Here is a 21,475-nt window from a genome sequence, read left to right as displayed (position 1 = left end):
CGCCGGTCCGAGCGCCCGCCCGGTGAGCGGATCCCCTGCGTCCGGGGGGCGGTGCTGCGTACGCTTTTCCAGCGACCGGCGATCGGATCGTCGGACAACGGGGAGGGCACCGTGTCGGATCTCGGCCAGCGGAACGTGGAGCGCCGGACACCGCACGGTGGGGAGGCGGGAGCGTGAGCCAGTCCGTACGCGCCGAGAGCGGTTTCGCCTACGGGGTCGTGGGCGCGGACATCCACGTGTTCGGCGACGGCGTCCCGGTCTACCTGCTGCAACGCTGGCAGCCGCCGGTCCTGCCGGACGACGGCTTTCTGCTGAATGTACCGAGCCGGATGCTCAACGCGCGTTTCCGGGTCGTGGAGTTCACCGGACGCACCGCCGAGTTGACCTCGTTACGGCGCTGGCGCGACGGCGGCGGTCCGCTCGCCGTGCAGTGGCTGTGCGCGCCGGGCGGACAGGGCAAGACCCGTCTCGCCGACCGCTTCGCGCAGGAGTCGTTGGCCGAGGGCTGGCAGGTCGTCACCGCCACCCACGGACCGGGGAGCGTGCTGCCGCCTCCTGGCAGTCAGGACCTCCGCGACCGGGGCGACGCGGGTGTGCTGCTGATCGTCGACTACGCCGACCGCTGGCCGCTGACCCATCTCATGTGGCTGTTCGGCAACGCGCTGGTGCACCGCGACAGCGAGCGCGGCGCCCGGGTGCTGCTGATCGCCCGTGGCGACGAGGTCTGGCCGAGCGTGCGCGCCGCTCTCACGAACCAGCAGGCCAGGACCTCGCTGCAACGGCTCGCGCCGCTGTCCGACGAGGTCGGCGGTGACGGCGCCGCCGTATCCCCGCGGTCCGAGATGTTCGCCGTGGCCCGCGACAGCTTCGCCGCGCGTTACGGCGTCTCCCCCGGCGGCATCGCGGCACCGGCTCCGCTCGGTGACGCGGCCTTCGGCCTGACCCTGGCCGTGCACATGGCCGCCCTGGTCGCCGTGGACGCCGACGCCCACGGGCTGCGCGCGCCCACCGACCTCGCGGGCCTGTCCAGCTATCTGCTGGACCGGGAGCAGTTGCACTGGGCGCGGCTGTACGGCGACCCGGATCACGAGATCGCCCCGTCCGCACCGGCGTTCCGCACCTCGCCCGCGCTCATGAACCGCACCGTGTTCACCGCGGCGCTCACCGGGCCGGTCAGCCCGGAGGAGGGACGGGTGGCCATCAGCGACCTCGCGGTCCGGCTGCCGGCCGATCGCATCCTCGCGGATCACGCGGTCTGCTACCCACCGGCCGAGGCCGACCGCGACACCGTCCTGGAACCGCTGTACCCGGACCGGCTCGCCGAGGACTTCCTGGCGCTGACCCTTCCCGGCCACAGGGCCGACTACCCGGCCCAGGACTGGGCCGGGCGCACCGTCAGCGCCATGCTCAGCGGCACCGACGTGGTGAGCGACGCGGTCACCGGAAGCTGGATGCCGCGCGCCGTGGTCTTTCTGACCGCCGCCGCCCAGCGCTGGCCCCACGTCGGCCCCCTCCACCTGTTCCCGCTGCTCGGCACGGCCCCTCAACTCGCCGTCATCGGGGGCAGCGCCGCGCTGGCCACGCTCGCCGCCCTTGACGACATCAGCCCCGAACTCCTCGAAGCCGTCGCGATGTTCTTCCCGCCGTTCAACCGGCGCAGTCCCGACCTGGACCCCGGAATCGCCGCCGTCAGCACCCGGCTGCTCCCGCACCGCCTGGAGCGCGCCAGAAACCCCAACGACCAGGCCGCGGAGCGGCACGAGCACGGCGTCCGCCTCCACCACGCCGGTCGGCTGGAGGAGGCGCTGGCCGAATCCGAGGCCGTCCTGGCCCAGTTCCGGGCCATCGCCCGTGACGGCGTCCCCAATCCCTCGCTCGTCCCCGTGGTCGAAGGCAATCTGGCGTTCGCCCTCAAGGCGTACGCGGACCGCCTGGGCGAGGTCGGGCGCCGGGCAGAGGCCCTGGCCGCCACCGAGGAAGCCGTCGCCGTACAGCGCAGGCTGGCCGCGTACGACGAGCAGTACCGCCCCGACCTGGCGAGCGGCCTGCTCGGTATCGGACGGGATCTGTCGTACGCGCAGCGCTGGGACGACGCGACGGCTGCCCTGGAGGAGTCCGTGACGCTCCTGCGCGCGCTGGCCGCGGAAGAGCCCGGCAAGCACGAGTCGAACCTCTCCGCCGCCCTGGCCGCCCTCGGCGTGTGCCACCTGCGTATCGACCGTCCGCGGTCGGCGGTCTCACACGGCCGGGAGAGCGTCGCCCTGCGCCGCCGTCTGCACGCGAAGGACCCGTCCGCCCACGCCATGTCCCTGGCCAACGCGCTCTATCACCTGGCCGCCGCCCTCGAACGTGTCGGCGATCCCGACAGCGTCCCGCTGGCCCACGAGGCCGTCGAGCTCTACCGCGACCTCGCCCGGGTCAATCCCGCCGCCTACGAGCGCGAACTCGCCGACGGGCTCAACGGACTCGCCGTACGCCTGCTCGTCGCCCAACGCCCGGAGGAGAGCCTGACCGCGGCTTACGAGAGCGTCGCGATCCTCCGCCGCGTCAGCGCCCGCGAGGCGATCGCCGAACAGCACACCTTGGCCGAGGCTCTCGGCGTCCTGCTCGGCGCGCTGATGGTCACGGGCCGCTTCGCCGAGGCCACCGACACAGCCGACGAGTGCGTCATGGTCTGCCGCCGCATGACCGAGAAGGACCCCCTGGCCCTCCACCGCCTCGCGGGCGCCCTGCTCATCGCCGCGGAAGTCCGCGTCACCCGGGCCGACCCCCGCCTCGACGAAGCCCTCGCCCTCTTCGACGAGGCCACCGAGATCATGGACCTCTACGCGATCTCCCCCCAGGGCGGCCCGGCCCTCCACCACCGCGTCGGCTCCCGCCTCATAGAACTCCTCACCGCCGCCGACCGCCCCGCCCCCGCCGCCCGCCTCCGCCGCACCCTCCAGAACCCAACAACCCCCTGACGCCCGGCCCGGCCGCAGGTCAGACGTCGATCCTCGACCGGTCCAGGGTCGTGGCGGAGTTGGTGATGAACCATTCGGCCACCCCTCTGACCTGCGGTGGAGCTGCCGTTTATGCGTTGAGCTGGTGTTTCTCCGATGGCTAGCGTTGGCCTCCGACGGCCGTTTTCGACTGCGCTGCGGACTGTTTGCGGACCGGTCTGACCTCCTCCGACGTGCAATTTCAAGTGGCCAGGACTCAGCTGACCGGGCTGACCGGCACACGTCGCGACGAGCCGGGTCGGTACGGCAAGCGAGCCCTTCGAGGAACATGCTCGTGCGCTGTCAGTGGCAGCCCGTACTCTCCCGCCATGGATTTGGTGACGTCCCCGTGGGAGCCTGCTGAGCGGGTGGAATTCGTCCGGAAACTGGCCGGCAAGGGCGACCTCGCCGAGTTGTCGCGCGCTTTGCTCGTCGCGAAAGACCCATGGCACGAGGGCTTCGGCGTGACGACTGTACTGCGCAGTCTCCCGAAGCCAGACCGATTCGCGCTTGCCCAGTCCTTCGTCGAGGACGCAGCAGCAGAGTCGGCCGACACAGAGGCAGGCAACCGCGGTCTGGTGCTGCTCGCCGCTGTCTCGCGTGACATCGCCAACGCCACATGGTGCGAGGCATGGGAAGCGCTCCTGACGGAGATGGCGGATCAGACCTGGTCCTGCGGCATCTCGGACGAGCTCTGGACGTGCAGCCACGCTCTGCTGGACGCCGACAGGCGCCTGCCCGACGCGGTGGTCGGCCTCCTCCGCCGCTCCGCGCTGGACCACGGCTGGCCCCCGGAATGCGTGACTCCCGTGCTCACCCGCCTTCGCGGGCCCGTGCTCAACCCCGGTGAGCCGTGGGCCGACGCTGTCCTCGCCGGCTTGCCTTCGCTCGGCGACCTCTGGCCCGGCTTCATCGACCACGCCCTGCTCTCACCTGTAGCGCGCCCCACACTCACCTGGGACCGCCGGGCACTGGCCCTTACCGCTCCGATCGACACTGAGCTGCTCCGGCTCACGCTGACCGCCTGGCTGGATCTTGCCGCCGACGGCGGGGGCCGCGGCGATGGTGGCTACGACCGATACAACCTGCCCGCGCTCGCCGGGCTCACCTGGCTGCTCTCCTTGTTGCCCTCGCACCCCTCATCCATCCGCACCCTAGGTGCCCTCGTCGAGGGTCCATCCTCGCGAACCCCGCTGACGAGCACAGCCATACGAGCTTTGGCCCGCGTCCCTCAGCGCCGAGGCCACCCCGAACTGGAGCGGCTGTCCGTTCTTACCCGGGACAAGGTGACACAACGACAGATCCGCGAAGCACTGATCGCCTGAACGCCGCGTCCTCGGTGGGGATAGGTGCCACACACAACGCGGCGCAGAGACTCGGCCTTCGCCAGCCTCTCGTCCGCACCCGCGAGGCAGCTCGCAGACCGCGCACACCCGGGCACCGGTCACAACCGGCTGGATGCAACCGCTGCTGCGCGGCCTCCCGGTCACCGCCCAGCAACTTCGCGAGGACCGAATCCCCGAAAAGGCCGCCGTCACCGCCGCTGATCCGCAGCACCTATGCGCGGTGTTCAACATCACTCCGGAGACCGGACTCCGCTACACCCGCTTCTTCCACCCAGACCCCACGGACAGCGACGACGTATCCGGCTGCAACATGGAGACAACGTGACCGACCACCACGCTCACCTGCTCGCCGCCATCGTCGAGCTCGGCGGTGAGCTGGCGCTCCCAGCTACCCGTAACGGGCGCTTCAGGGGCGCGCGGTCATCCCAGAAGGCTGCGCGGTCAGCGCCGGCCGCCGCCGATGCGGCGGTCGTCGGCCAATGCGGTAAGCGGGCCGAACTCGCGGGCAAGCCGGTTCCACGTCAGAACCTCGCCACAGCGGGCCGGGAACTCCTTCGGGTTGAACTCGGGCATGGTCCAGGTGCCAGTGCCCCGGTCCCTCAGCCACAGGTCCCCGTCACCGTCGACCACAGTCGGCGGGACCGGTACGGGCTCGGCCTGATCAGTGGGCTCCCAGGTGACCCGGCCCGGGTGGGAAACGCGGCGCAGCTCGGTGGTGACCAGCCGCGCGGCCAAGTCACGGGTGGACTCTTCGGCGTCCTTGACCGACGCGAGTCGGAATGCGTCGTCAAGTACGGGCAGGGCTGGATTCTTGCTGCGCTTTGAACTCATACGCTAACTACCTCCGGTAGGGGGCGTCACATCCGTTATGGCACCCCGTAGAGGAACACGGTATCCGAGGCGGGAGCCGGGCCGGCTACGACCACTGTCCAGGTGGAGGCGCTGGCACACCGGGCGGTGGGGCTAGGTGGTGAGCTGGTCCTGGACGTGGCGCAACCCGTGGTGGTAGCGCTCAGATACGGCGGTCCGGGTCTGAGAAGGTGAGGCCGCCGGGGGCGAGCGGACGTCGGGCCGGGTGCGGGCTCGGGCTCGGGTTCGCCGGGCGGCTGGCGGAAGTCGGCGCTGCTCGACCGGCATCAGCCGGCGCCCACCCGCCTGGGCGGGTACGGGAGCGTCGCAAGCGGGCTCGGAGAGACGGGCAGCGAGAGCGGTCGACGGTCGGTCATGATCCCTAGTCGCCGAGGTCCGGCACTGGGGTAGGGCCAGGCGATAATCGCCAACCGACACGCGACGAACGCCCAGGTTCGGGGCGCCGAGTGCTCAGTATTCGCGAATTCAGGCGCTTTAGTTGCAACACGAATTTGATGCACACCATGGACGAACCGGTCGAGGTCCAGGTGCCTGCGCGTGTGCGTGGCGGACGACCAGTGACCCAGCTTCGAAGAGCTCCCGCAGTTCATGGACGGCGTTGGGCGCATCGAGTAGCGCGCCACACCCTCAGTCATCGGGCAGCTTGAGTGGTGGGGTCAAGCGCGACTTCGACGCGCAGATGTCCCACGAGCGGGTCACCGAAACGACCGTCGCAGGCGAGGCGCAGCGCCGGGCGTCGTCGCCTTCCACGGGCCGACGCCAACCGCACGAAAGTCATGGTGCACGTGGAGCGCGACCAGCAGGGCGTTTCAGACTCTTCGAGCACCTCGGCCACGCCGACGCGGCCATGACGGCCAACACCCGTACCCACTTGTGGCCCGACTTCGACGAGCGGACCCCAGGCTCCCGTCGATGAGGCCTACGCGGACCGCCTGGCCGGGGGTGGCATAGAGGCCGAGACGGCGGCGTAACCACTCCCCCGAACTGACATCAGTTCGCCTGCGGACAACGTGCGGAACGCGGAGGGGAGCCCTGCGCCCGCCCTCTGCTCCGCCGTGCCTCACACGTCGATCCGCGCCCGGTCCAGGGTGGAGGCCGAATTGGTGATGAATCAATCCGGCAACGTCCTGACCTGCGGCGGAGCCGCCATCTGGAGGCTGATCTGGCGCTATCCCGACGGCCGTTTTCGACTGTCCTGCGGACCGTTTGCGGACTGTTCTACGGGGCTATCCAACCGGAGTCACACCAAGAGGGCATAGGTCGTTGCTCGACTGCCATCAACTCCTGAACGTCGATATCAAGCCGCGACCTTACGCGGGTTGGCCAGCAGAGTGTCGTCGGCGCGGAGGACCGAGGCGCAGGGCACCGTGTCTGAGGGTCGCACTTCGCATCCGGCCAACGTAACAACGAGCGTCAATAAGTGAGTGCGCCCCCAGAGCTCGGACGCCAGCAGCCGCCAGGCCAGCTGCTGAAGCAGGCCGTCTCACTACGAGTAGTCGGAGCCGGGCGCGGGCGCGGCCAATCGGTTCGTTGGCCGGCTGGCCGCCCACCGCCTTCGCCTTTGCGGGACGGAGAACACGGAGAACGAAAGAGGCAACGGGCAACCCCGCCGAACTCTGATTCTTGAGGCGTGCCTCGTGCCAAACTCGCTCTCGGATGCGAAGCGAGACGACTCCGTCACAACGGGTGCTCACCACCGGTCTTCGCGTCGGCCAGTGAACGCCGAACGGAAGTTCTCCGTGAGGGCGCAGAGCTGTCACGGTCGCTGTCACAAACGGGAGGTTGACGATGAGCACAACTTCACATTTCGGCCCGGAGCTCCGCCGATTACGACACGAGGCGGGGCTGACTCTGACCGAGTTGTCCGTGGCGCTCAACTACGACAAGGGGCACCTCAGCAAGGTCGAGCGTGGGGAGCGTTCCGCGTCCCTGGAACTGGCCCGGCGGTGCGATGCCTTCCTCGGCGCGAACGGCGAGCTGCAGAGTCTGGTCGTCCGCCCCGAGTCCGACCCGGACACCGCCCAAAGCCCCGCCGCCCCGAGCCTCTGGCACATCGGGCGTCGGGCGGTCCTCGCAGCAGGTACGGGGGCGCTCAGCGAATTCAGCCTGAAGCTCGGTGGACAGGCGTTCTCTGCCAGCGCCCCCCTCCTTCCCTCCTTCCGCGCGCAGTTCGACCAGCTACGAATTCTCGGCCAGTCCACCGCGCCGAAGGTTCTGCTTCCCCTCCTGGAGACGCAAACGCGCATGGTCGCCGGGTTGGCAGCCGGCGCCCCGTCCGCCACTCGGACCCCCGCGCTCCTGCTCGCTTCGCGGTTCGCCGAGTTCACCGGCTGGATGGCGCAGGAGGCCGGAGACAGTGACGCGGCGCTCGGCTGGACCGGTGAGGCCGCCGAACTGGCGCGTGCCGGGGGTGATCCGTACCTCGGTTCCTATGCGCTCGTGCGACGCGCCTTGGTCACGCTCTACGCCGGGGACGCCGCGGGCACCGTCACCCTGGCCTGCCGAGCTCAGAGCGACGGACTCCCGCCGCGCATCCGAGGACTCGCGGCCCAGCGGGAAGCGCAGGGACACGCGCTCGTCGACGCGGAACGTGCCTGCCTGCGCAGCCTCGACCGGGCACGGGAACTGCTCGACAGCGACGATGCCCGCAGCGGCGCCGAGCCCGTGATCGGCACCACCCACGTGAGCGATCCGGCAGAGATGACGACCGGCTGGTGCCTGCACGACCTCGGTCGCCCCAAGGCCGCCGCCGAGGTCCTCGACCGGGAATACCGCCGCCTCCCGCCCCACGCGCTGCGTACCCGAGCCCGGTACGGCTTCCGCAGGTCCTTGGCACACGCTGCCTCCGGAGAGGTCGAGCACGCGTGCACGATCGCAGGGGAGCACCTTGGGGTGATGCCTGTCGTGCCTTCGGCGACGGTGAACAGTGACATCCGGCGCCTCGCGCGGGAACTCGCCCGGTTCCGGAGCAGCCGGGCCGTACGCGATCTGCAACCGGCGCTGGCACGGGTCCTCGCCTCGACGCACGACTGACCCTGGCTCCGCGACCGGGGCCCCAGTTGGAGCCGCCCTGCTCGCCGGAGCACCCAGGCTCTCCGGACTCCGGATTCCATGACCCCCAGTGGGCCCATCTGATCCCGGCCCGACGAATCGCACCGCACTGCAGCCCTGCTTTTTCGGGCTGCCCGCGACCGGTCGCGCACCGGGCGACGCGCCCATCATCTGTACGCCCTCCCCGGGGACGCGCCATGCCGTCACCCGGTCGGGACCTCATGGCCTGAGCTGACCTGGGCCTCGGAGCCCCGGTCGTCTCCCGCGAGCCCACACCCTTTCACCCCCGTCTTCCTCTCACGAAGGGAACCTCCATGCCCGACGTCTTCGTCAACTACCGCACAGGTGACGAGGAATCCGCCGCGACCATGATCGCCCGGGAACTTATCCGGCGGTTCGGCGGCGAACGGATCTTCTTCGCCAGCAACTCGATTGAGCCCGGTCGCCGTTTCCCGGTGGAACTGATCAAGGCGGTGGAGCAGTCGGAGGCGCTCCTCGCCGTGATCGGTCCGCGCTGGGCAGAGGTGCGTGGGGCCGACGGCCGCCCCGCCCTCGAAGCCGAGCAGGACTGGACCCGCCGCGAGATCCGGACCGCGCTCGACCGCGGGATCCTGGTGATCCCCGTACTCGTCGGAAAGGCTGCGCGGATCGACCGCGCCGGCCTCCCGGACGATCTGCTGGAGCTGGCGGACTGCCAGTACAGGCGATTCGATCACCGAAACGCCGAGTCGGACCTGGCGGCGCTCGGCGATACCCTCGCCCGGCTGCTTCCCGAGCTGGGCGCAGCGGACCACGACGCCCGCGCGGCGCAGGAGCGGGCGGAAGCGAAGTCCAGCAAGAAGACGGCCCAGGACGCCCGGCACACGAGGATGCGGACGCGCGATGTCGAACAGCGTGTGCATGGCGGCATCGGAAACCTGAACGGAGACCTGTCCGGCACCTTCCTCAACAAGCCACAGGGGCCTGTGAACACCGGTCAGGGACACCAGTACAACGCACCCCACTTCGACGGTGACAACGCCGGGGTCCAGTTCACGGCAGGCGACAACAGCGGTACGGTTCACCAGCGCTTCGAGCGCGAGCGTCGGCACTCGGACGACGGACGATGACCGAGCAGGACCACGTCACCGTCAATGATCCGCACGGCCCCGTGAACAACGGCGAGGGGCACCAGTACGTCTTCTACGGCGTCGGCGCGGACTGGATGCTCCGCAAAGGGGTCGAGTCCCTCCGGATCACCCGGGAGGACCGGGTGCACCTGGCCGACCGGTTTGTTCCGCCGATGGGTTACCGCGTCGCCGCTGACCGCCTGGAGAAGCCCGGATCAGTGGTGCTGCTGAAGGCTCCGCCCGGCAGCGGCCGCCGGGCCGCGGCGATCATGCTGCTGCACGGACTCGGTGAGGACCAGGGTGCCGATGAGGAGGGGGTCCGGTTCGAGGAGCTTCCCGCCACGGACAAGGACGAGGTCCACCTCGCCCCCGGAGAAGGGGACCGTTTCCTCCTCGACCTCTCTGGGATAGCCGACGAGGAGGCGTACACCGAGGCCCAGCGCCGCCTGGCCGTACGCCGGTCACAGGTTCAGGAGGCGGGGGCTCACATGGTCGTCGTCCTGCCGTCGGGGATGGAGCATGCCCACGCGCTGGACCTCGAACAGCACCCGGTGACGCTGGCGCGCCCCCGGGGGATCGCCGTGGTTACCCGCTACCTCCGTATGGACCGGATGAACTTCCGACCCTCGGACCTGGGGAGCGCCGACCTCCAGCGCTTGTACGACCGCTCTCCCATACGAGAACTGGCTCGGCTGGCAGGGCTGGTGAGAACGGCTCGCGACAGCGGCCGGTTCGGAACCGACTTCGCAGAATGGCTCGACCAAGCAATGCACGCGGTGACCGACCGGGCCGGCGACGTGGGACGGCAGATGGCCAAGGTCCGCGCCGCGCCCGACCGGGCCCTTCTGCTCACAGCGGCGGTGTTCGAGGAAGCTGGCGCCGACACCGTCTACGAGGCATGGCAGAGCCTGATGGCCATGGTCAAGGAAGAGGAAGAGGCGACAACCGAGCTCGGGCGGGCGGACTTCGGGGAGAGGTTGGAAGCGCTCGGGATCGAGCGAGCCCCGGATGGACGGCTCCGCTTCGGAAAGTTGGCCTACGCCGACGCGGTGAGGACGTACTTCTGGGCGAACTTCCCCGGCGTGCGCGATGACCTGCGAAACTGGATCGGCCAGACCACCGGTCTCCGCGGTTTGACCACCGACGACCGAGTGAACATCGTCGTCCGCTTCGGCGAGCGGTCCCTGGCCGTCGGGCGGCCCGACGACCTCTTCGACCTCGTGGCGCACTGGGCTGACCGCGCGGCCGGGACGACCTGCGACCCACGAGCCGTGGCGGCCCTCGAACTCGGTCTCAACCACCAGAAGTTCGGGGGGTGGTTCCGCAAGCGGATGTACGACGGAGCGACATCCGGCCGCTTGTCGGATGGTCTCGCCCGCGTCCTGATAGCGGCATGCGTAAAGAGCCTTGGCGCCACACACCCGGATCAGGCGATGGTGCGACTCCACCATCTCGCCGTACGCAATGGGGAGGTGGCGCGCGAGGCCCGGGAAGCCCTTCTCGACCTCGTCGGCCGCGACCGTCGGCTCTACCGGCTGATGATCGACCGCCTGCGGGACTGGACGCGCAGGGAGTCGCGCGGGGCAGAGCCCCAGCTCCAACTACTCACCGAGCTGTTGAGGAGCGACCGGGCACCGGACCCGCTGTCGTGGCCGGACCTGTTCCTGGGCTGGCAGACGGTCTTCTCCCAGCCGCCGACGGAACTCTGGAACCCGATGGTGAGCAGCTGGTTGAACGCCGTGGCGATCGACAGGTCGCGGGAATTGGCGCTCGACGTGATGGTCAGGGCGACGAATGGGCGCACGGCCGCCCTGCACCGCCTGTACGCCATCGCCTGCGGCTGGGCAATTCCCACGAGCCACCGCCGGGCACCCGTCGCCGCCCTCTTCTGGCAGCACATTGACCACGTGCAGTACGCCCCCACAGAGCGTGCGGGCGCCGGACCACACACCACGGAAGAGGCACGATGAAACGCCGCTCATCCAGCCTGCTGTTCATCGCTCTCTGCTGCCTCGCGCCGGCTGTGCTCGGAAGCCTCCTGCACTGGTCGGTGTTGCTGTGGGGCTTCATGTCCATGGTCACGGCCTCGGGCTCCCTGCTGCTCGTGATGACGATCCTCAGCGGTGCCCGCACGCCGGCCGATCCGTACGGGTCCGGGGAATCCGAACAGCCCGCGGAGCCGACGGAACAGCCGTACCAGGAGACCCGGGTGATCGACGCGGCGTTGCCGAGCGCGGCGGAGGGCTACGAGTTCCTCTTCTCCGCCACCGTGTGGTGGAGGCCGGTTTCCGACCACGCCGACCGGTCCGACCATGCCTCCCGAGCCCTAGCCGCTTCCTCGGTGCTCAGCCGGGCCTTAGAAGTCGTCCAGCGCGAGCAGCCCGACCGGGCGAGCTTCGCGCGGTACCTCTTGGAGGGGGAACTGAGCGTCCCGCTTCCGGACCGGAGCGGACGGGTGACGGCCCAGGCGGCCGACGTGACGCTGACCCTGGCTCCGGCCGATCGCGAGCGCCTGCGGAAGTTGAACGACCTTCGCAAAGACGAGGAGATCTGGGAATACGAGCGTCAGCACGAGCGCAACAAGCGGCGCTACCTCGGTGACGACGTGCTCAAGAGCGCGGGCAGCGCGGTGGTTTGGTGGCTCACCCGCCATGAGGACGAGATCGAGAAGGCGGTCAACATGATCGGCCCGCTCGCTCAGATCTCGGCGGCAGCCAACGACGAGGAAGTACCCGAACTCTTCCGCCACCTGCTCGTCCCGCCCGTGGGCGCGCGGAGCGGGGCGACTGTCGGGGGCCCACAGTGGGGCGATGCCGACCAAGAAGGAGGGATGTTCGACCGCGAGGAAGAAGTGGGGGTCTCGGACCGGCTGCTCCTTTTGCTGACGGCGCTGGGGCTGAAGCCGGACATGGACGAGTACACGGTGCTGGTGCACCGGGTGGTGCGGGACCTGGAAGCGACCGGGCTGGGTGAGGCAGCCAAGGAGATCAGGCGGACCCTTCTCCTGACACCCGAGGGTGGCAGCGAAGAGCCGGAGGGCTGGCCCTCGACCGAGGCGGACGCCACTGAGCCCTGGGCGTCGGGCTTCCCTGCCGCCGACGGCTCTCCGTTCACCGACGCAGCCGCAGGCACGTTCACGCCAGAGCTGGCAGAGGACGACGAGGACGAACGGCACCAGGGCCGACGGGAGACGAGCGAGGACGACGACGCAAGCTGAGCCGGTCGTCGGTCGGCTCTCCGGCGCCTCCCTTCGCCGCACACGGCGGCGAGGGGAGGCCGTCTTTCCTGCCCCAAAAGCTGGGCAACATCACAATCCGAGCCCAGCCTCGGCACCGTCGGTTCGGAGCCTTGGCTGAACTCAGACTGAATCGGCTGCCTCGTAGGCTGCGGCCTCGGCAGGAGCGAGGATGACCCTTGCTCCGAGTTCGGCCAAGCGTGGCCGCTTGCCCTGCTTCCGGAAGTTCTTGTCATTGGTTACGAAGACGTCGGCCCTCGCCATGATATGTGTGTGCAGGACCAGCACGTCGAGCTGCTGGTTGCGCCACTTGCGCTCAGCGAGTCTCCGTGCCTCCTCATCCAGGACTGCGGGGACCGCGTCGAGGTAATCGAAGGGGAAAGTGGGGAACAGCACCTCGTGCAACCTGCGGCTCTCCGCCTCGGCTTCGTCATGCGCGAACACGCACCAGTCGAGGTAGGTGAGATCGAACACCGCCACCGGCGCGAGGATCTCCAAATCCCCAAGGCCGAGGCGCTCGATACGCCGCTGGAAGTAGGAGAAGTTGTCCAGCACGGTTCCGTCCCGCTGAGTCTCAGCGGCCATGGTGGCGACCAGCCGCACCGTTGCCAAGCCAGCACGCTGCCGTGCCACGAGGTCACGAACAGCCTTTGCCTCGGGGCGTTCTTCCTCAACTGCGATGAGACAGTTGGTGTCCAACGTGAATGAGAGCATCGCGCCTCCTGGTTCTCCTAACACGCTAGTCCGCCAGAAGCGGCGGCGGCACGAGGATTCCTGTGCACCCCTGAGGGCTCTCCGAGGCGGCTTCAGAATCCGGCGCTGTGATCGTGAGATTGGAACCAGTGAGATGCTGCCCTCAACGTGCTGTTCAATTGAGCGTCTGTGGGGTACGCCTGGGTTCGTCGCCTTCCTGAGCTGGGGAGCAGCATAGGTAGGTGTGCCATGCGGATGTACCTGAATGGGTGCGAACGCAATCCGAACTGCATCCTTCCGATCTGTGGGGTGGTCATCCCATCGCGTCGGCATCTGGAGGGGTGAGCAGCGGTCCTCAGTCTCCGAGCAGTGCCCTGCCCGCGGCCAGGTTACGAAACGGCCCGCAACCACACTCACAGCCCTCCGCCCGGCCCTTACTCTGGTCCGTTGCCCACTAGGAGGTTGTTCCCATGGCCAAGCTGACGGACCCGCTTACCGACGAGCAGAGAGACCTCGTCGCCATCGTGTGGTCGGTGTTCGCCGAGCACGAGATGTTCCCGCACTTCCATCACGTCGCCTTCCGCATGCGGAAGATGGGCCACCGTGATACGGCCAAGGTGCTCTATAGCTTCCCCGCCGCCGGACAGGACCAGGTCTCGAACGGGTACCGCGCCGTCGGCTGGTGGGGCCGCGGGACGACGCCCGACCCAGACGGCCCGGTGTACCTGACGATGGCCGGGCTCTACCACCTGCACCACATCAAGCTCGCCCGAGACCTGGCCACCGGCCTCCTTGGCTACATGCAGCAGCTCACCTGGGAGCAGGAGAAGATCCTCGACAGTCCCTTCAACCGGCCCTACATCGAGTTGAACCTCGACGAGTTCGCCAAGACCGTCGAGGGCGGTCGAGGCATCCTTGAACGCATGGCGGCGATCGCCGACCAGGAGTGGCCGGGCATGCGCTTCAACAAGACCAGCCGCATGGGCCAGCTCGGAACCCTTCCCGAGGCCGACTACGACGTACTAGACCTCTATCTGGCCGACGTTTCCGCCACGCTCGCCCCGGCCGTCCCGCTGCAGACATTTTCATTCAGCGAGCCGCGCGCCCTGCTCCGCGCTCTGAACTTCCTCGACGTCACCCACGAACTTGTCGTCGGACATGCACTGGTCGTCAAACCACCCATGGACCGCTCCAGCCTCCTGGCCCTCGACGTCCATGACGAGGCCGGCTACACCAACGGGCTGGCCGTTCTCACCGACCTGCTGCGTGACCTGAAAGTGCCCGGCAACAAGCCGCCGCAAGGCCATCTGCGACTGCCAATCCACCTCGCGGCGAAGCTGTCCACCATTGACCAGACGGCCGTCGAACGGGCCGTGCAGCTCCTCGACCAGATCCGCATCATCCGCAACTCAGCCGTCCACCCCAAACCGTCAGCCGACTTGGAAACAGCGCACAAGATGCTCGACCTGCCCTGGCCCGTCCAGGACTTCACCGCGGCCTGGGACAACGTCCGTGCCCACGCTGAGCGTGCCGTCCAGTCTCTGCAAGAGGCCATCCAGGACGCCCGCTCCTGACGAGCCCGCCTGCGCGGAAGAGGAGGTGCCCAGTGTCATGGGTCGAAAGAGGAAGTCGGTCTTTGGCCAGTCACGCGAGCGGGACTATTAATGGGAGAGTGAGGACCGAGCATACGCCCTCTCAATCTCCTTTATGTAGATTGCAGGTATGAACGGGCTAAGCCCGGGCTCAGCGCCGGATGGAAACGACTTCGACCTCCGCGTTCATCGCACGCAGCCGTCTGACCGCTTGGAGCAGCGAGACCTGAGCGAAGGCGAAAAGCGAGTCGACGTGAATGTCCTCGCCCTCCTTCAGAAGGATCCCGAAGACCACCCGGAGGGTGCCGAAGTCATGAAGCAGGCGATGGTCTGGCGTGTGCGCGGCCACCTGCTGAAGGAACTTAGCTCGTACTTCGCTGTCGCTGCGCAGCGTCTCGATAGCGACCACGCCCTGGGCGAAGAGGTGGTTGAGGGGGGCTGTGCTGGCTGGCGCCTTCTTGACACAGATCAGCTGATTCTCCGGGCCAAGGACGTCGCAAATCTCAAGTCCCCCTCCTCGGAAATTCTCTGTAACGATGTTCTTTTTGTCAAACAGAAGATACCCGTCAGGCTCAGCCGCCTGGCGATTGAACCAATCCTCGTCGTGAGAGTCGTGACCCTTAGAGTTGGGCGGACCCTTGGTCCAAGGGGGCAATATGACTGTTTGTGGCTGGGCAAACAGGTCGGTGAGCTCTTCTTCCAGGGTCTCGAGGAAGCCGGCGCCCACTTCGAACCACTTGCCGTTGCCGTAGAAGAGACGATCGGTGCCCACCGTGATGTCGGCGATGAGCCACTCTTTTCCACTTGTGGTGACGCTGGTCGGTGTCTGGTAGTCAGCGTCGCTGAACATGGTGACCCGTACTTCACTGAGGGCCTTTAGCCGCTCCCCTGAGGGCTTGTCTTGTACGAACTGCAGCAGGTGGTGCAGTTCTAGATCGTTAGTCTCGATCGTACGGGCGCCTCGTCTGGCACGGAACGCTTGGGCAGAGCTGTAGCTTTCCTGGCATGAGTCGGGTACCCCCATGGTCAGGCGGGGACAGTCCGGGTCCGTGAGGAGCGTTTCCAAAATCCTCAGGGCCTCCACGGCCTTGTGGCTGCGGTTATCGAGCGTGTGGACTCTGGTGACGAAACGCAGTTGCGGCAATGGGTCGGGCTGCGCGCAGACGTCCTCGATCGTCTGAAGGTCACTCAGGAACTGTTCCACGGTGGTGGCCAGGGGGAGCTTTATGGTGGCCTGAGAGCACTCGACTCGAATCTGTCGTGCCTTGGCAGTCTCCAGGGAGGTCAGGGAGAGCCCGCTGACGGTGCCACAGATGCGGCGAACAACGGTGCCGAATCGGTCAAGGCCGAAGTCATTGATCCGTTCGCCTCGTGACACCGAGTACTCGTCGACCCGGCCTCTGCCGTCCATGATCTGGTTGCGGATTTTGATGACTCCGTCGTCGTCGAGACATCGGGTCGCGAACTCCAGTCCGAAATCGTCGTCACGGAAGTAGGGGTCCAGCATGTGCTGCCCTACGCCGTAACTCAATGCATAGGTGCCACGCTGGGTGCGCATGAGGATGATTCCCGCCGCGGCACGGCTGCGTTCGTTGACTTCCAGTCCGGTGATGGATTCCACCGCGCTGCACCAATCTGCGCGCTCTCGGGGAACACCGCCGGTGATCAGCAATCCCTCCATCCCCTGGCGGGTGAACTCTCTTGTCAGGTAGTCCTCACTATCGATGTACCTCTCGCGGACGTACGTGCGCAGTTCCGGGGCAGTGCCCTCGGGAGGCTTCAGCCGGTGAAGGGTGGACTTGCGGGTGGTGGATCGGGGTATGCGGTTATCAGCCATGGCGTCCTCCATGTGCGCGGAGCTTTTGAAGACACTACGAAAGCAGAGAGGGCGTCACCTTCACTGCCGAACGAGTCTATTCGTCCAAAGGTGAGATGAGGTGGGTCGGTCGTGGTAGTCGTGCCTGGTGCGGTGTAGTGGTCGGGTGAGGCTGCTGTTGCAGCTCACTCACGGGGTCTACGGGCTTGGCGTCGTCTTGTGAGTGGTTCTCGTCTTTGTGCGGGGACTGGGTATGGATTTCCGTTAGGTGAATGCACCGCCATATAGCTACCGCCCCGTTCGCGGCTTGAACTGTCTCGGTGAGTCCTCAGTGGTCGCATTGCGTGCATGAGTCGATTACTCACGGCGGTACACACGCTGAACGTCGGCGACCAGCCGGCGGAAGCGCGCGAGCGCAGGAGGTGCCTGGTGAGATCGAGGGGAATAATATTCAGGGGTTGGCTGGCGGACCTCAATCGCTTCCCATTGAAGGTTGTTACTTTGGCGGAGGCGGCTTCCGGTGGACCGAACCGAGGGTTTCGCTCCTTCCGGGCGGCGGCGGAGTCGGCGACCGTCCAGGCGCAGCAGATCGGCCGACTGGTCAGACCCCGTCTGGGCGTGGTATCCCGCCGCCTGATCGCGCCAGCTGCAGCCCTCCGACGGCTTAAGCCCGATCGCTGGAGCGATCGGAACCGCATCTGCTTCGGTAGTAGGAGGCGGAGGAGTCGAGATCGAGCTACCCGTGACCCGCTTTCCAGCGAGTCACGGTGTCGCTCGAGGCCACCGCCAGCTTGGACGGTCGGACACTGTCGATGTCGTGGTGTAAGGCACCGGTTCGATGGCGGCTACGGTGAACGCCTGAGGGAGATCGGAGTGCGGGATGCGGGCGTCTGAGACAGAAGGAACCGGAAGCGCTGGGCAGAGTCTGGTCAAGGCACAGTTGCAGTTACTGCACCAGGCTCCCATCGACGTTCCGCGTGAGCATGATCTCGGTCTGGACCTGCTGGTGCAGGTCCGTGACGAGCGGCGATTCGATTCAGGTCTGCTCCTTGGTGTACAAGTCAAGGCCGGAAGAGCGAGTCGGCCCGGCAAGGCCAAGAGACGCAAGGGAGGGAAGTATTTCTCGGAGCCGGTCAAAGATGGACAGGGCATCGTAACGGGGTGGTGGTTCCGCGAGGGCGACTCCCGGCATCTGGACAGCTGGATCCGTCACGATCTCCCCGTGATCTTGGTCCTTCACGACCTCGATACGAACCTGTCCCATTGGGTGCATGTCCGACCCGAGGATGTCAGAAGGGCCGGCAAGACCTTCAAGGTCTTCGTTCCTCTGGAACAGATCCTCGACAGTAATCATCTGCCCGCGCTATTGACCGTGGCTGCCAGCAAACGTAACAGGTCTTCATGGGAGGGCTCAGCGTGGCGTTACGACGGTCGGGATGTAGCTCCCGGGGACAGGTTGCGGTATGCCCTGCTGGTGCCACGGATGATTGCACCGCACCGGAATACGGGGCGTTCCCACGTGATCGGCCCAGAAGAAGGTCTCGCCCTGCTGGCCCAGGCGCGTCTAAGAGACCTGGATTACTTCGCCGACAAACATCCTGCGGTGCCGACGTTGGAGAGCGCAGGCGGGAGCAGCGAATGGGCCTGGCGGCTGGTTGGCGCCTTCGCGAAGGCGCTGCTGGACGAGTCCGCCGATCCGGTCTGTGATCTGGCAGTCAGTGCACCGGGACCCGCTGAGTGTGCCGCAGCTACAGTCATCGCTGTGTGCGCGCTCATCGAGAATGAAGACCTCGCGAGAGCTCTCCAACTGCTTGACAGCGCCCTCGAAGATGACGCGTGTGATCCGACAGACCACGCCTGGCTGCTGGTCCAGCGATCCCGTGTCCGCGCGGATCTCGATGACCGAGCGGGCGCCGCCGCTGACGCAGCCTCAGCGCGCCTGACCGTGTTGACCGCGCCGCAAGACCCGTCTGCTTCAGCCATCGCCGCGGCGGCCGCCGAGGCCGTATTCCGCGCCCAGGACTGGGAGGGAGGTGACCTCGAGGACTACATCACCGCGAACGACACAGCGGTATCTTGGTGGCGGATGCAAGGTCTAAGCAGCGCTTACGACTACGCCACCGACCGTATGTTCGATACATGGGCGCAGCGAAACGTCAAATACGGATTTTCCGGCCACCCGGCATACAACGAGTTTCTGGCGGCGCGCTGGAATGCCGGCCTATCTGCGAACGTGAGCAGTTGGCGGGCTTGCAGCAGCCTGTTCGCACGCCAACTACTGATCGACAGCGCGAATCAGGAAGATGCCGGAGCAGACACCAATGACGACGTGCGCGACGCCCTGCAGATTCTTCAAGCGAGCGGTGACGCCGAAAGGTTGGGCCACGCCATCAACCGATTGGTGGAACTGGGCCCCCTGGAACCACTTCGGGAATTTGTCGCCGAAGTTCCCACAGGTAATTGGTCTGCCCGGACCTTTCGGGGCAACTTGAAGCTGTGGCGTGGTGCCGGCGACTTGCTCACGACCGACGCCGCCGACAGCGCTGTGGCGCATTGCCTGAGTCTTCTCCAAGGCCAAGCCCACGTGCCGGCCGCTGTGGAGGAGACTCTCATCGTCTCTCGGGCCGTACTCGAAGCCGTCGCTGGGCTCATGCCGTCGGCCGGCGACCATGCTCATCAACGGGTACGGGACTTCCTGATCGACGGCTCGCCCTGGAAGTCCGACGCAGCCAGGGACCTCATCGTCGCGGTGGCCGGACGCTTGCGTGCCGATCATGTGCTTGCAACTGCGGCCGATCGTGCTCGCTGGCGCACGGCAGCGGGGACCTACAGCGATCCCGCATCCGAGATCCGTCTCACCATGCTCGCCAGGATCGCCGACAACGATGACGAAGCCCGAGAGGAACTGAGCAAACAGACCAAGGTCGGCAGCGTCGAAGCCATCTATCTCTTCGGAGATCTGCAAAGCCTTCCAGAAGAGGACGCAGGTGAGGCCATCCGACATCTGAGCACCAAGGTCAACGAGGCAGTGGATCGCCTCCGGCACGGAGGTGGGAGCTCTTCATCTGTACGCAGGATCAACCGTGCCCTGAACGAACTCAACCTCACACATCCCGATCAAGCTCGGTGGGAGCCGCTACTCAGATTTCTGGGTACCGCGCAGGCAACCGATGACTACAAGCGCCAACTGTGCTTTGACATGGCCTCCAGCGCCGCACGCTTGCCGGACTCGGTACACCTCAGGGTGGCTTCGCTCGTCCAAGCGGCCACGCCAACCGACGGAACCGCTCCAGACAGTGGCATCCTATGGCTCGCGGCAGCGATGGGCCTGCTGACCAAACAGCAGGAAACCCACTGGACCGTACGCCTTGTGACCGGCACGGAGCAGCAGCGCCTCCACGCCATCATCCTCATGCAACTGGTCCGACGGCCCGACCACAGCATCGCGCTCGCCAACCTACTGGCAGACGCGAGCGCTGAGGTACGCACCGCCGCAGCACGCGAATGCGCCCGGCGAACCCTGCACAACCCGACGGACGCCGTCGCCGCGGAAGCCACCCTCCGGGCTGCTCAACACTCGTCACTCCAGACCCCCCACGCCGTCGCGTCCGTCTTCGCCTCTACCCGCCCCGTTTCGCCCTCACATGGTCGCGCGCTCAGCAGCACGCTCGCCGCCTTGCAAAACCACCCGTCCAGCCTGGTGCGGCGACTCGCAGATGACGCTGACCGTATTTGGTCGGCGGTGGCAAGCGAAGCAGCCACCGAGCAACAGACCTCGGTATCGCCAGGCTCAGAACCAACGAGATGACGCAAGACGCACTGCGTTTCGGCGTCGATCGGATCGAAGAATCCTTAGCCCATCCAACGTTGGGCAGCCGCCCGTCATTGGCGGTATTAAGCCCTCCTAGAGGATGTCCCGTAACTGCTGGTCAGGGGTGAGATGATCTTGTCGTGGCTGGTGTGATCACGGCGTCGGAGCCCTCCTGGATAGGCCCGTTCACCGGGCTGAGCCCCCGGCAGTTCAGTAAGTTGATCACCGCGTTGCGGCGTGAGGGAGCCGATCCGGTCCGCAAGGGCCGGCCGTGGTCGCTGCCGCTGGAGGACCGGGTGCTGCTGGTGGCCGCGTACTGGCGCACCAACCTCACCCTGCGTCAACTCGGCCCGTTGTTCGGCGTCTCGAAGTCGGCGGCCGACCGGATCGTCGCCCACCTTGGGCCGGCTCTCGCCCTCCAGCCCCGGCGGCGGTTCCGTAAGGAGGCCGTTCTCATCGTGGACGGCACCCTGGTCCCCACCCGTGACCGGACCGTGGCCGCCTCCAGCAAGAACTACCGCTACTCCACCAACCACCAGGTCGTCATCGACGCCGACACCCGCCTCGTGGTCGCCGTCGGCCGACCGCTGCCCGGCAACCGCAACGACTGCCTGGCCTGGCAGGACTCCGGAGCGAAGGCCGCCGTCGGCACCACCCCCACGGTGATCGCCGACGGCGGCTACCGCGGCACCGGCCTCACCATCCCGCACTACCGCCGCCACAAGAACGAGGAACTGCCACCCTGGAAGGACGAGCACAACGCCTCCCACCGCAAGGTCCGAGCCCGCGTCGAGCACACCTTCGCCCACATGAAGAGCTGGAAGATCCTCCGCGACTGCCGCCTCAAAGGCGACAGCGTCCACCACGCCATGCTCGGCATCGCCCGCCTTCACAACCTCACCCTCACCGGATAACAGGCAAACGAGCAGGTCAGCCTGCATGCCTCAGATCATTTACGGGACATCCTCTAA

Annotated in this window: 13 protein-coding genes; 10 read left to right on the top strand and 3 right to left on the bottom strand. The window is 67.1% G+C overall.

Annotated elements, in window-relative coordinates:
- Positions 1–173: 173 nt before the first annotated feature.
- From ACZ4EF_RS31655 to ACZ4EF_RS31645, 3 genes are all read left to right on the top strand, one after another.
- On the top strand, positions 174–2,963 hold the full coding sequence (locus tag ACZ4EF_RS31655) for a hypothetical protein (protein WP_467507588.1): 2,790 nt from the start codon (positions 174–176) through the stop codon (positions 2,961–2,963).
- Positions 2,964–3,310: 347 nt separating this feature from the next.
- Positions 3,311–4,306 (top strand): hypothetical protein, encoded by a 996-nt coding sequence (locus ACZ4EF_RS31650; RefSeq protein ID WP_467507587.1) that lies wholly within the window; start codon positions 3,311–3,313, stop codon positions 4,304–4,306.
- Between the two features lie 133 nt (positions 4,307–4,439).
- On the top strand, positions 4,440–4,652 hold the full coding sequence (locus ACZ4EF_RS31645) for a hypothetical protein (protein ID WP_391163825.1): 213 nt from the start codon (positions 4,440–4,442) through the stop codon (positions 4,650–4,652).
- Between the two features lie 116 nt (positions 4,653–4,768).
- On the opposite strand, the gene ACZ4EF_RS31640 is transcribed toward ACZ4EF_RS31645, so the two are convergent.
- Positions 4,769–5,158 (bottom strand): hypothetical protein, encoded by a 390-nt coding sequence (locus ACZ4EF_RS31640; protein WP_391120076.1) that lies wholly within the window; start codon positions 5,156–5,158, stop codon positions 4,769–4,771.
- A 1,827-nt stretch (positions 5,159–6,985) separates the two neighbouring features.
- Between ACZ4EF_RS31640 and ACZ4EF_RS31635 the strand changes: the two genes are divergently transcribed.
- The 4 genes from ACZ4EF_RS31635 (at position 6,986) to ACZ4EF_RS31620 (ending at position 12,574) form a co-directional block, all read left to right on the top strand.
- Positions 6,986–8,230, top strand: coding sequence for a helix-turn-helix domain-containing protein (locus ACZ4EF_RS31635; RefSeq protein ID WP_467507584.1), 1,245 nt, complete (start codon positions 6,986–6,988; stop codon positions 8,228–8,230).
- Between the two features lie 332 nt (positions 8,231–8,562).
- Positions 8,563–9,357 (top strand): toll/interleukin-1 receptor domain-containing protein, encoded by a 795-nt coding sequence (locus ACZ4EF_RS31630; protein ID WP_467507582.1) that lies wholly within the window; start codon positions 8,563–8,565, stop codon positions 9,355–9,357.
- Positions 9,354–11,327 carry a hypothetical protein gene (locus ACZ4EF_RS31625; RefSeq protein WP_467507580.1) on the top strand — a complete coding sequence of 658 codons (1,974 nt, stop codon included), beginning with the start codon at positions 9,354–9,356 and terminating at the stop codon, positions 11,325–11,327. The genes ACZ4EF_RS31630 and ACZ4EF_RS31625 overlap by 4 nt, the downstream gene beginning before the upstream one ends.
- Complete coding sequence (locus ACZ4EF_RS31620) at positions 11,324–12,574, top strand: hypothetical protein (protein ID WP_467507579.1); 1,251 nt, start codon at positions 11,324–11,326, stop codon at positions 12,572–12,574. Before ACZ4EF_RS31625 ends, ACZ4EF_RS31620 begins: the two co-directional genes overlap by 4 nt.
- A 141-nt stretch (positions 12,575–12,715) precedes the next feature.
- On the opposite strand, the gene ACZ4EF_RS31615 is transcribed toward ACZ4EF_RS31620, so the two are convergent.
- Positions 12,716–13,306: a hypothetical protein gene (locus ACZ4EF_RS31615; protein ID WP_467507577.1), complete on the bottom strand. Its 591-nt coding sequence runs from the start codon at positions 13,304–13,306 to the stop codon at positions 12,716–12,718.
- Between the two features lie 449 nt (positions 13,307–13,755).
- Between ACZ4EF_RS31615 and ACZ4EF_RS31610 the strand changes: the two genes are divergently transcribed.
- A complete protein-coding gene (locus tag ACZ4EF_RS31610; protein WP_467507575.1) occupies positions 13,756–14,859 on the top strand; it encodes a hypothetical protein in 1,104 nt (367 codons plus the stop codon).
- A gap of 169 nt (positions 14,860–15,028) precedes the next feature.
- Here ACZ4EF_RS31610 and ACZ4EF_RS31605 read toward each other — a convergent pair whose 3' ends face one another.
- Positions 15,029–16,714 carry a DUF6119 family protein gene (locus tag ACZ4EF_RS31605; RefSeq protein WP_467507574.1) on the bottom strand — a complete coding sequence of 562 codons (1,686 nt, stop codon included), beginning with the start codon at positions 16,712–16,714 and terminating at the stop codon, positions 15,029–15,031.
- Between the two features lie 859 nt (positions 16,715–17,573).
- Here ACZ4EF_RS31605 and ACZ4EF_RS31600 point away from each other — a divergent pair.
- Positions 17,574–20,501: a DUF4365 domain-containing protein gene (locus ACZ4EF_RS31600; protein ID WP_467507572.1), complete on the top strand. Its 2,928-nt coding sequence runs from the start codon at positions 17,574–17,576 to the stop codon at positions 20,499–20,501.
- Between the two features lie 143 nt (positions 20,502–20,644).
- On the top strand, positions 20,645–21,418 hold the full coding sequence (locus tag ACZ4EF_RS31595; protein WP_467507570.1) for a transposase: 774 nt from the start codon (positions 20,645–20,647) through the stop codon (positions 21,416–21,418).
- Positions 21,419–21,475 lie beyond the last annotated feature (57 nt).

This window comes from Streptomyces sp. NPDC025721, assembly GCF_055558595.1.
This window is presented reverse-complemented; position numbering and strand designations above follow the sequence as displayed.